This is a genomic window from Streptomyces sp. NPDC017979 (assembly GCF_044328175.1).
Lineage (GTDB): Bacteria > Actinomycetota > Actinomycetes > Streptomycetales > Streptomycetaceae > Streptomyces.
Genome location: NZ_JBIRGU010000006.1, coordinates 254,730 through 267,396 on the forward strand (window position 1 = coordinate 254,730; position 12,667 = coordinate 267,396).

Consider the following 12,667-nt stretch of genomic DNA (forward strand, 5'->3'; position numbering starts at 1 on the left):
GGGATGTGAGCTGTCACACAGAGTGAACCGAAGGGGTCCCGAACCCATCGGACAGGTTGACCGCGCGCCGCCCGACCCGGGACGGCGTGGTGAAGAGCTTTTCGAGGAGACCGAGTTGGCTGCGCGTCCCGGTGACTGGAGTTCGTTGGGGCTGGGCGGGGACCCGACTCCCGGCGACCCCGCGGTGATCGTCCTCCTCGCTGATGCGATGAAGACCCTCGCCCAGGCCGCGGGCACCGTCAACGCGGGGCTGCGCGAGCTCCAGAACACCTCCGGGGAGGGCCAGCGGTTCGTCGGCAAGACCGCCGACATGCTGCGCGAGAAGGTCGACGAACACCTCCACGGCTTCGCCGCCGCGGTCGAAGGCTCCTTCTACCTCGCCGAGTCGGCGATGCGCAGCTACGCCACCGCACTCGAAGCCGCCCAGGGGGAGGCGGACACGGCGCTCGGCGCCGCGCAGAAGCTGCCCGAGGACGACCCGCAGCGCCAGGCCCTCGCCGAAGGCGTCGCCGCAGCCCGTACCGAACTGTCCAACGCCGTCAACCGGTTCCGGTCCCAACTGGACGAAGCCGGCGACATGATGAAGCAGCCGTCGAGCGACTGCGAGATCTTCTGGGAGGTCTTCGAGATCCTGACGATCATCGTCTCGATCCTCGCGATCTTCACCGGTGGACTCCTCGGCATCATCGCCTGGGCGATGAACGCGGTGAACCTCATCAAGGTCGCCGTCGACTACAGCCAGGGCAAGGCGAGCGGGCTGGAGCTCGGACTGGCCTTCCTCGGCGTCCTCTTCCCGTCCACCAAGGGCATCGGCGGCACCCTCAAGGCGATCGGCAAGGGCCTGAAGGCCGGCGGGGCCGGCTTCATGGACGAGGTCGGGAAGATCGCCCTGCTGACCGGCACCAGCCGCTTCCTCGTGGTGCCCTTCCTGCTGGGGGCGAAGACCTGGGCCGGGGTGAAGGGGATCCTGCCCGGGCTCTGGGGCGGGATGAAGTACCTCGGCCGGCTCCCGATGGACGACTGGACCAGGATCACCGGCCTCGCCACCGGCGGCGTGGACAAGTTCAAGGTCTACGGACTCGTCACGTTGGACCGGTTCGGACGGTTCATGGCGGCGGCCGTGCTGCCGGTCAACTTCGCCGAGATCGGCGTCGTCGGCTTCCGGGGCGCCGCCGCCCTCGCCTTCGCCGACCGGGTCCTCGGCGTCCCCCAGCACTCGCTCCGGCAGATGATGGCGAAGGCGGGCGACCTCGAATACCTGATGAAGGCCGGCAGCGCGGGGAAGGCCGGCTGGGGGGCCGGCGTCCCCGGCGTCGGGTCGCCGTTCGGCGGGCCCTTCGGCGCCGCCCCCGGAGCTCCCGGTTTCGGAACGGTCGCCACCGACCTGTTCCACCTCTCCGTCGGCAAGATGCCGGTGCTGAACTTCACCGACCTCGGCTTCGCCAAACTCGGCGACCTGCTGCTCAACCGGCCGGGGGCGGCGGTGCCGGGCGGCACGGGCGCCGTGCCCGGCCTGCTCACCCCGGCCCTGCCCGGCAACCTGACGATCTCGCCCGGCGGGCTGCTGCTGCCGAAGTCCGCCGTGGGCAACCCGGCGCTCGACCCGCTCACCCGGCTCGACGCCTCCGCCGGCACGGTCCGCCTCGACAGCAATCTGCTGCTGCCCGCGGACACCGCGATCGGCGTCGTCGAAGGCGCCCGCCACCCCGCCGGACTCTCCGTCGTCCTGGACGCCCCCGACGCCGGCCCGGGCGCGGCGGCGTCGGACGGACTGTCCCGCATCGACGCGGCCCTGGAGGACAGCAACGTCCTCGCGCGCAGCGCGGTCGGGCACTCCGAGGACCTGGCCGATCTGAAGCTGCCGGAACTGCTCGCCCTGCACAACGGGGACGTCGCGGTGCGCAGCGTGGGCGCGGACGGCATCTCGTTCCGGATCGGCGCCGACACCGACGTGACGGTGAACGCGGAGTCGTTGGCGGCGATCGCCCTCACCCCGCCCGGCTCGCTACCGGGGGCGGCCGTGCCGAGCGGGGGCGTCCTGCCCGGCACCGCGGCGGGTTCGGTGCCCGGTTCGACGGTGTCTTCGACGGTGAACGGGGGCGGGCTGCCGGGTTCGGCGGCGGGCGCACCGGGCGTCACCCTGCCGGGCGGTACGGGGCTGAACGCCGCGACTCCCGGCACCGTCGCGCCCCCGGGAACGGGGCTGCCCGGTGCGGCCGTGCCCACCGCAGGGCCGTCCGGCGCGGCGACACCGCCGCTGACCGTCCCCGGCCAGGCGGCGCCCCCGCCCACCGCGGCTCCCGGTGCAGCGGCCGGCCAGACCACCCTCGCCCCGGCCACCGCCCCCGGCCGGACGCCCGCTCCCTCAGCCGCTGCGGGCGCACCCACCGCCGGCCCCAAGGGCGCCGATGCGCCCGCCCCTTCGGCCGTCCCCGTCCTCAGCAGCCGGGAGCAGGCGCTGTCCCTGCTGAGGGGCGACGACGCGGGCCCCCGCACCCCGGCCGGGATGAGCGCGTCGTCCGCCTCGGGCGGCGTCTCCTCCCGCACCCCGCTCGACGCGGCCGGTGTCGCCCCCGTCCGGGCCGACGCCCACCAAGCGCTCGACCTGGTGGCCGGGCCCCGTCGCGGCGCCGAGACCCCGGGCACGCCGCTGCCCGCGCAGCCCGCCCCGTCGACCCCCGTCCCGCCCGCGCCCGTACGCCCCGAGGGCCCCGGGAGCGCCGGCACCCCGGTCGGTGTCGGGGACATCCGGCCGGCCAAGGCCGTGGCCCCGACACCGACCCGGATCGCCGACGCGTCGGTCCTCGGCCCCGTCACACCGGTCCCCACCCGGATCGAGGGCCACGCCGGCGCCACCTTCCGCAACCAACTGCGGCTCTCCATCGGGAACGTCATCACCGGCGGCACCCCCGACCGCGCGCTGGGCGAGCTGCGGATGGAGCGCTACGTCGCGTACGAGGAATCCCTCGCGCGCCTGCGTACGGCACAGCGCCGCGCGGACGAGGGCGCCCCGAGCACCCCGGGCGCCGGCGCATCCAACGCCGGCTCTTCCTCCAGCGCCGGGCCCTCTTCCGGCGCCGGCGCCACCCCCGGCGCCAAGTCCCCGCTGGACGTCGCCCTCGCCGAGGTCAAGGACGCCCGCAAGGCGCTCCGGGACGTCGGCGTCGACCCCGACGGAACGCTGAACGAGGTGCGTTCCCTCAACACCCGCATGGTCTTCGAGAACGGCGGGGTCCCCGGCGGAGCCGGTAAGCCCGACCTCTCCCGGGTCCTCGCCGACGAGGCGGACGAGGCAGCCGACGCCGCCGCCACGGCCGGCGACGACCTGGTGCCCGCGCCCGGGACCAGCCAGGCGGACGGCCCCGCACCCGACGAACTCACCCCGAACGAACCGACCCAGCACGCACCCACCCCCGACGAACTCCTCCCGGGCGGACCCGTCGACGACCTCGGGCGGGCGCCCGCCCCGACGGCCCCCGCGCCCGCGGCGCCCCGCCCCGCGGCCGGCCGGGTCGACAACCCCTACGCCGGCCCGGAGGGCTCCCGCACCCGCGCCTTCGTCGCCGACCCGGTGCAGTTCCTCCGCGAGAGCCCCGTCACGACCGACTTCGCCAAGGGCATCAAGGGCCGCATGCCCGGCTTCAGCGACGACCTCGCCAACCGCTTCGTCAGGATGATGGGGGAGACGGACCGGAACTGGTTCGTGCTGGTGCGCGACGGCGCCGACCCCGCGGCACGCAGCGGCACCCTCGTCCTGACCCCGGCCGTCGAGCGGTACGTCCAGGCGTTCTTGGACGGCGACCTGTTCCGGGCGACCGACGACGTGTCGAAGACCACCCGCGAACTCTTCGAAGAACTCGCCGGGCACCCCGCGATGCTGCGGCCGATCGCCGACGACGACTACCTCGCCTCCGGGTTCATCCCGTACAAGAGCGGAAACGCGAAGGAGTCCAAGGACATCGGAAAGGCCGTCGTCTCCCGGCACCCGCAGAACGGGGTCGGATCCGACTTCGTCTTCACCCCGGAGATGAACGGCTGCGCACTCACCATCACCGACGTCGACGAACACGTCTTCCGGGCCTGGCACTACCAGTCCCCGAACGGGCCGACCGCGATCGTGCACGCCACGAACTTCCGGGTGGACCGCTCGCCGACGGACTGGATCGGCGACGCGGCCTATCTCTCCACGCACAACGGGCGGGAGTGGCCCGGGGCGACCAACATCCTCTGGCGCCAGCCGGACGGAAGCTGGCGGTTCCTCAGCCAGGAGTACCTCGCCGACATCACGGCGACCGGCAAGATGGACAACGTCCAACTGCGCCGGGAGCCCCGCGTCCTTCCGGTGAGCCTGACGCCCGGCAACGAGTACGCGTACACCTCGAAGATCTACAACGCGGTCCGGGACGACGACAACCACGCACTCCTCAGCGGCCTGGAGAAGGCGCTCAAGGAGTCCGGGGGAGGGGCCGCCGCGCAGAAGTCCCTGCGGACGCGGATCACCGACCCCATCGCCCGCGCCGTCCGCGCGGAGGGGGACTGGCTCGCGGACGCGACGGACTTCACCGCTCTCGCCGGGAAGCTCGACGTCGCCAAGGACATGCGCGCCTCCGCCGTCAACGCGGTGCAGAAGGCGGTCGGGGAGAGCTCCTTGAACACCAAGGCGAAGGGGAAGCTCACCAGGCTCGTCGGCGACTTCCAGGACCCGCGTTGGCTGCGCGAGTGGGCCGTCGAAGCGGACAAGCGCGTCAAGGCGAACACGCCCGCGGTGACCGGCGACGTGACGCCGCCCGCCACCGGCGACGCCAAGGGCAAGGGGCGCGCGCTCGTCCAGGACGACGACGCCGCGCCCGGCGCCACCGCCGGGCTCTCGGAGGACCACGCGGTGGTCCGGGTCTGGCAGGAGCGCGCCCGGGTGCGGCAGGAGATCATCCAGGGCACCACCACGGGCGAGGAGGCGCAGGCCCGGCTCGCCGCGTTCGACGCGTACGACGTCGCCCGCACCGAACTCGGTGCGCTGCAAGCCCGCGCCGCCAGGGAGCTGCCGGCGAACGGCCTCGGCTCCTCCACCGGGCCCAGCGCGGGCCAGCGGCTGCTGCAACGGGACCTGGACGCGGCCTACCGCACCGTGTTCGAGGCCGAGGACGGCCTCCGCGCCCTCGGCGTCGACCCGGTGGCGACCAGCGCGCGGATCGACGCCGCCAGGGCGAACGTCCACACCGGCGACGGCGCGCTCCTCGGCGGCAGCAGCGGCGGACGCGGCACGGGCGGCGGCTTCGGCGCCGGCCAGGGCTGGCGCGGCGGCCCACCGGACCAGCCGAACCCACCGCACCAGCCGAACCCGGCGCAGAACCCGCAGGCCGGCGCGCCGCACGCCGGACCGTCCGGGACGAACCCGGTGGCCGCGGCGGACGCGGCCACCGGACTGGAGTGGCTCGACGAAGCCCTGGCCTCCTTCGGGCCCCTGCCGACCCCGGCCCCGGGTGTCGGCCTCCAACTGGACGAGTTCGACCTCCAGTTCACCCACCTCAACCTGAACGACACCATGGCGTGGCTGGACAACGAGTTCCCGTCCGCGCTCCCCGGGACGCGGGCCCAGCCGTCCGCGCCGGCCCAACCGCCGCAGGGCGGCGTGTGGTTGCAGCCCGCCCCGGTGACCGCCGGCGACCCCCGACTGACCGCCCAGCTCCAAGCGCCGGGCGGCACCCCGAACCAACTCGACCTGTTCGACGACGACTTCTGGGCCGACGGCCAGCTCGCCGGCTCGGGCCAGCCGATGAACGACCAGGAGCTGGCGGACTTCTTCGCCCAACTGGACCAGCTCTACGCCCAGAACCCGCCTCAGGCGCCGCACGCCGCCCCCGGCGCCACACCGGGCCAGGCGGCGCCGCCCGCCCCGGGCCCCGCCCAGGTCACCTGGGCCAACGACGGCTTCCGGGCGCTCGGCAGCACCGTCCCGCCGGGCCCCATGGAGCCGGGGGAGTACCTGGACTTCGTCCGCACCGGCGCCGACGGCGGACGCGGGCTCGCCTTCGTCGTCAACGTCATCGCGAGCGCCGGCTCGGTCCGCGACGCAGCCGGCTTCCAGCGGTTCCTGAACGCCCTCACCCACCGGCTGGACGACGACTTCCGGGGGCGCTTCGCCGTCGTGGTGGGGGTGAACGGCGACGGGTACGCCGACGCCGTCCGCACCGTCCCCCAACAGGTCTCCTTCCCCCACCCGCTGGCCGTGATCGGCACCCCGCTGCCGTCGCGGGAGGGCCCGTTCGTCCTCCAGGGGACGGCGCGCAACCTCACGCTGACGAGCCCCGCCACCCAGTACGCGATCCGGTCGATGATGGAGCGCAACCACCACCCGTACGTGGCGGTCGTGGACTTCGACATGTACCCGCACACGGTGCCGTCGGGCCGACACGTCTTCGCCCACTTCGAGCGGTCCCTCGACGGCACGCGCCCCCTGATGATGGTGGGCGGCTACCGCACGGTCGGCGAGGGCGACGTCCACGACCTCGCGGACCCCGGAACCCGGGCCCTGCTGCGGGAGCGGGCGGCCGAATACTCCACCGACTTCGCACAGCGGCTCCCGCACGACATGCGCGTACGGGGCACGGCCGCCGCGACCCATCCGATGGTGCCCTACGGCCCCGAGCCGAACCTCTTCGTCGACGGCGCCGCGACGCTCCTGGACCTGCGGAACATGATCCCCCGCAACTCCGCCTCCCCGCGGGCGACGTCCCAGTCCGGGCTGGTGCGGTTCGGCGACGGCGAGGCCGAGTTCAACGTGCTGAGCCAGCGGTTGAACGTCCTCAACTCCTGGGAACTCGACCAGCGGCTGCCGCTGCCGCCGACGCCCCCCGGACTCCCCGCCGGCGCCGCGCCGGACCTGCTGACCGCCGTGGACCACGCCATCGTGTGGGACCGCCTCGGGGCGACGGGCGACCCCGCGCGGCGCGCCGAGGAGTTCCTGCGCCGCACCGACGCCACCGCGTACGGCATGGCCCTGGACCGCAGGGCGGTCAGGATCACCGAGACGCAGGACGGGCTGCGCCTGATCGCCGACTTCCTCCAGCGGGACCTGCCGCTGCGGGGACCGGACGGAGTGGCCGCGGCGCAGCGCCTGCTGCACGCCCGCGTCGGCTCCGTCACCGCCAGCGGCCTGTGGTACCAGGGCTCCGGACTCCCGCTGCCGGGGGCGTTCCTACGGGAGTACGCCGACCTGATCGCCCAGGGTGCGGGCCGGGCCGGGCACGCCCCGAACCTGCTGCACCACCTCGGACAGAACCTCCAGGCCGGGAACCACTTCCTGGGCCGGGTCCCGCTGCCGCCCGGCGCCGCCCAGGCCCTGCTGGGCATGGTCGACGCCGCCCCCCGCGCCATCGAGGCCCTGAGCGCGCAGGCACCCGACGCCCTGCGCAGGCTGGCGGACGAACTGGACGCCCCGCCGCCCGCGTACGGCGCCCTCGGCCGTACGGCCGGCTCCGGCGCCCCGGTCGAGCCGCTGGTGAACGACCTCCGCACCGCACTGACCAGGATCGCGGACGCACTGCCGACCGCGGGCCCCCAACAGCTCGCCCAGATGGCCGGCTTCCTCCGCAACCTGGCCGACCAACACCTGGGGGCGCTGCGCGGACCGGCCGACCACGCGTTGGCCGCCTTCCGCGCCAGGGCGGTGCAGGGCTACGCCGTACCCGACCCGCAGGGCGGGCCGCCCGTGCCCGCGCTGGCGCCGAACGACGTGCCCCGCAGGTCCGTCCTGACCATCAGGGACGCGTACGAGGAACGGCTGACCCGGCGGGAGATCGACGCCGCCAACCACGCGCTGCCGGAGCGCGGGGCGGCCTTCCACACCGAGTTCGAGCGCGCGGCGATCCCCACCGAACTCGACCGCCTGGTCAGGACCTTCAACGAGGGCACGTCCCAGATCCTGCGGCAGGACCACGTCCCGCCCAAGCCCCTGACGTCACGGCTGCTCGGCCAGAACGACCGGACGACGAACGCCCGGTCCGCCATGGCCGGGGTGCGGACCGTGCCCTACCGCAAGGACTACATGACGGGGACGACCACCGCGCCGGACGTCCTGCACCCCCGGTACAACCGGCTCGACCGCGTACCGCAGCCCTCGATCGCCCAACTCGCCGCGGGGCTCGACGCGCGCCTCGGCGACGGCGCCGTGGACCGGATCGCCCGGCACGCGTCCCAGCCGGTGCCGGGCGGCGGAGCCAACGGCGAACTGCGGGCCGGCATCCACCCGGAGTCCACCCGCATCCACGTGGAGAACCTGGCGCTCTCCGCGGACACCCCGAACCTCCTGCGCCATCTGCGGTACCTGAGGGACGTCCACCTGCCCGGCCAGGGGATCGCCGCGCCCCGAGGGTCGCTCTTCGCCGCGCTCAACGACCTGTCGGGCGCGCCCGGTGCCCGGCCGAGCCTCGCCGACCAGATGCTGGAGCGGGTGGTCAACCGCTTCGACCCGGCGCGAGCGGGTCAGGACGGGCTCACCGAACTCGACCGGCTGGACCGGCCCAACGCCCAGGCCATCGCGGCGGGGCTGACCCCGAGGGACCTCTTCGTCCGGCTGGCGACGGGCCGGGTGGAGGCCCCGGGGGCGGCCGGCAGGGGGCTCGACGGGGCCATGGGCCGGGGAGGCGAGTACGTCCTCCGGCTCTACGCCCACGCACTCGGCCACAACTTCCAGGTCATCGCCGCCGACGGGACCTCCTACCCCATCAACGTGGGGGCGTCGAACACGTTGAACCTGTACTGGCGGGGCAGGGACGGCGGCGGTTGGAACACGGCACCGGTGGACCACGTGCGGCCCGCCCCGTCGAGCGCGGCCACGGGGAAGGCGAGGGCCACGGACAGCGGCGGCGTGCCCGGCGGCAGCGCGTACGGGCATCCGGTGGGCGGCAGTGCGTACGGGCCTTCCACAGGCGGTGGTGCCGGCCAGGGCCACCCGGTGCCGGCGCCCGACCCTCGCCTCGTCCAAGCCGTTCTCGACCACTACCAACTCGCCTACATCAGGAACGTCGAGGCCAACTCCGCCGCCGGACACCCCGGACAGCCGTCGACGTCAACGGCCGCCGGCCGCCCGGCACGCGCCGAAGCGGAAGCCGCCCGAGCCGCCCTCGAAGACGCCCGGCAGAGGCTGGTGGAGCTGGGCATCGACCCGGACCTGGTGAACCAACAGATCCTCGACGCCCTGAACCGGCAGCACCGGCAGTGACCGCCCGTACCCCACACCCCAGCGCCGTCCCCCTGACCAGCCTCCACGGAGAACCCCTGTGACACCCCCAGCCCAGCCCCCCGCCGTGCACCAGGTCGGCACCGGCGCCCCCGGCGCCCACCCGACCCTCGCCGCAGCCCTGCTCGCCGCGGCCGACGGGGACGAGATACGGATCGCCCCCGGCGTCCACCGGGAGGCGGTCCGCGTCGAGGGCAGCGTCACCCTGCGCGCGCTCGGCGAGGACGGCCGGGAGCAGCCCGGCAGCGCGGTGCTCGCCGCCCCCGGCGACGGGCGGCCCGCGCTGGAGGTCGTCGCCGGCGCCCGCGTCGTCCTCGACGGACTGGTGGTCGAGGGCGGCGCGGCCGACCGGCCCGCCGTGGTGCTCAGCGGCGGACGCACCCACTGGCTCGGCGGCGGCATCGGCACCGGCCGGCTGGAGGCGCACGGCGACGCCGAACTCGCCATGTCCGGTGCCGTGCTCAGCGGCGCGGCCCTCGCCGGAGTGCTGCTGCGCACCAGCGGCCCGGTCACCCTGACCGACTGCCGGCTGCGCGGCACCGAAGGCACCGGGCTCGTCGCCGGCGGCGGCACCCGCGTCGAACTCCTGCGCACCGACGTGCGGGACAGCACCGGATCGGCGGTCCGGGTGCGCGAGAACGCCCGCGTCACCCTGACCGACTCCCTCATCGACGGCGCGGGACGCAGCGGACTGTTGGTGGAGGACCAAGGGTCGGCGCTGCTCGCCGACTGCCGCATCCGGGAGTGCGCCGGCGACGCGGTACGGGTCCTCGGCAGCTCCCCGTCGCCCGCCCCGGACGAGGAGGCGGCGGAGCCCCGCGCGGCCGACGGCGGCGTACGGTTGCACGGCTGCGAGGTCTCCGGCAGCGGCGCCGACGCCGTCCGCGTCAGCGGCCGCGGACACGTCGCCCTCACCTCCTGCGCCCTGCGCGACAGCGGCGGATCGGGCGTCAACGCCGGCGACGAGACCCGGGTGAGGATCACCGGCACCCGGATCACCCGCACCGCGGCCGCGGCCGTCGCCGTACAGGGCAGCGCCGAACTCACCGCCCGGGACACCGTGATCCGCGCCTCGGCGTCCAACGGCCTCATCGCCACCGGCAACTCCGTCGTCCGGTTCGACGACAGCGCCGTGGACGAGTGCGCCTTCAGTCCCGTGCACGCGGGCGACGGCGCCGACGTGCGCCTGCGCGGCCTGCGGATCGCCCGCACCCCCGAACACGGCGCCCACCTCGTCGCCGACGCACGGGCCGTCGTCCACGACACCTGGATCACCGACTGCGGCATGTCCGGCGTCGACGTCGTCGGCACCGCCCGCGCCGAACTGCGCGGCGTCTCCGTGCACCGGGCCCACAACGGCGTCACCGCCGCCACCGGGGGCACGACTCGGCTGTACGACTGCGAGATCGCCGACAGCGAGCGCGCCGCCGTCGTCCTCGGCCCCGGACCCGCCCCGGGCGACCAGGAGATCAGCGGCGGCAGACTCGTACGGGCGGGCACCGCCGGACTCGTCGTCGGCTCCGGCGCCACGCCCAAGGTCACCGACCTGGAGATCCGGGACGCCGCCGGGTCCGGTGTGGTGGTCGCGGGCGGCGCCGAACCGGTGCTGACCGGCGTCCGGGTGGTGCGCCCCGCGAAGAACGGCCTGATCGTGGACGCCGCCGGCGGCGGGACCTACGAGGAGTGCGAGATCTCCGCGCCCGGCTTCCCCGCCGTCCACCTCGGTGAGTCCGCCGCCCCCGTACTGCGCCGCATCCGGGTCCAGGACGCCACCGAGGACCTGAGCGCAGCCCCGGACGCCCGGCCCGTGGTGGAGGACTGCGTCTCCCTGCGGGTCGACGTGCCGCAGTGGCCCGCCCCCTCCGGCGCGCCCGGGAAGCGCAAGCCGCAACGCGCACTCGGCGGCCCGGCGCCGACGGACGCCACGGCCGCGGAGAACGACGGCGCCCACCCCGACGAGGTGCCCGAAGAGAGCCTCGACGACCTCCTCGGCGAACTCCACCAACTCATCGGACTCGCCAGGGTCAAGGCGGACGTCGCATCCCTGGTGAAGCTGATGCGGATGGTGCAGCGCCGGGAGGCGGCCGGCCTCGCCGCCCCACCGCTCAGCCGCCACCTGGTCTTCGCCGGCAACCCCGGCACCGGCAAGACCACCGTCGCCCGCCTCTACGGCCGCATCCTCGCCGCCGTCGGACTGCTCGAACGCGGCCACCTCATCGAAGCCGACCGCTCGTCCCTGGTCGGCGAGTACGTCGGCCACACCGGCCCGAAGACCCAGCGCGTCTTCCAAGAGGCCATGGGCGGGGTCCTCTTCATCGACGAGGCGTACTCCCTCGCCCCGGCGGCGGGCGGCGGCAACGACTTCGCCCAGGAGGCCGTCGCCACCCTGGTGAAGCTGATGGAGGACCACCGCGACGCCGTCGTGGTGATCGTCGCCGGCTACCCGGGGGAGATGGAGCACTTCATCGACTCCAACCCCGGCCTCGCGTCCCGCTTCAACCGCACCCTCCTCTTCGAGGACTACGACGACGCGGAACTGGTCCGGATCGTGGAGCGGCACGCCGCGTCCCACGAGTACGAACTCACCGAGGACGCGCGCGCGGCGCTGGACGTCCACTTCGCCGGCGTCCCCCGCGACAGCAGGTTCGGCAACGGCCGCACCGCCCGACAGACCTTCCAGGCCATGACGGAGCGCCAGGCGTACCGGGTCGCCGAGATCGACGCCCCGTCGGAGGCGGACCTCGTCACGCTCACCGACCTGGACGTCCCGGAGCCGTCAGCGCAGGTGGTGTAGCCGGGGCCGCTGTCGGGGCCGCCGTGCGTTCTCGGCGGCCCCGGCAGCGGCCGTGCCTCAGCCGATCTGCCACTTCTGGTTCTTGGCACCGTCACAGGTCTGGAGCTGGAGCCGGTACCCGGTCGACCCGCCCAGATCCACGGCCTCGACGCACTTGCCGGACTGGGGGTTCACCAACGACCCGTCCGTCATGATCTGGAACTTCTGCGCCCCGTTCTTGGCGCAGTTGGCGATCTGAATGGCCGCGCCGTTCTTCTTCGACCCCCACGCCACGTCCATGCACATCTTCTGCTGGTACAGCGTCCACACCTGACCGTCCGGCCGGAACTCGAACCGCTGACGCTGCTGCCCGGAACAGGCGTCGAGCCGCAGTTGCGCCCCGTCGACGGCCTTGCCGCCGACGATGTCCAGACACCGCTTCGCCGCGAAGCCCAGGACCGGCCCCTTGATCTTCCCGTCATCCAGCTTCGGCGGCCGCGGCACCTCCGGGGCGGCGTTCACGGTCGAGGGCTTCGGGGTGCTCTGCCCCACCGGCCTGCTCTCCGCCTCCCGGCTGCCGTTACCGGTGTCCGCGGCGGGCTGCTCACGAACGCCCGCATCACCACCGCCCTTCCCGGCCCCGCTCACCCCGGACC

3 protein-coding genes are annotated in these 12,667 nt (G+C 74.4%); 2 read left to right on the plus strand and 1 reads right to left on the minus strand.

The features are described 5' to 3' along the window. Window positions 1-115: 115 nt before the first annotated feature. Window positions 116-9,220: a hypothetical protein gene (locus ACH4E8_RS19140; protein WP_398449632.1), complete on the plus strand. Its 9,105-nt coding sequence runs from the start codon at window positions 116-118 to the stop codon at window positions 9,218-9,220. A 58-nt stretch (window positions 9,221-9,278) separates the two neighbouring features. Further along, complete coding sequence (locus ACH4E8_RS19145; RefSeq protein WP_398449634.1) at window positions 9,279-12,032, plus strand: right-handed parallel beta-helix repeat-containing protein; 2,754 nt, start codon at window positions 9,279-9,281, stop codon at window positions 12,030-12,032. A gap of 57 nt (window positions 12,033-12,089) precedes the next feature. Here ACH4E8_RS19145 and ACH4E8_RS19150 read toward each other — a convergent pair whose 3' ends face one another. Next, on the minus strand, window positions 12,090-12,563 hold the full coding sequence (locus tag ACH4E8_RS19150; protein ID WP_398449636.1) for a ricin-type beta-trefoil lectin domain protein: 474 nt from the start codon (window positions 12,561-12,563) through the stop codon (window positions 12,090-12,092). Window positions 12,564-12,667: the final 104 nt, after the last annotated feature.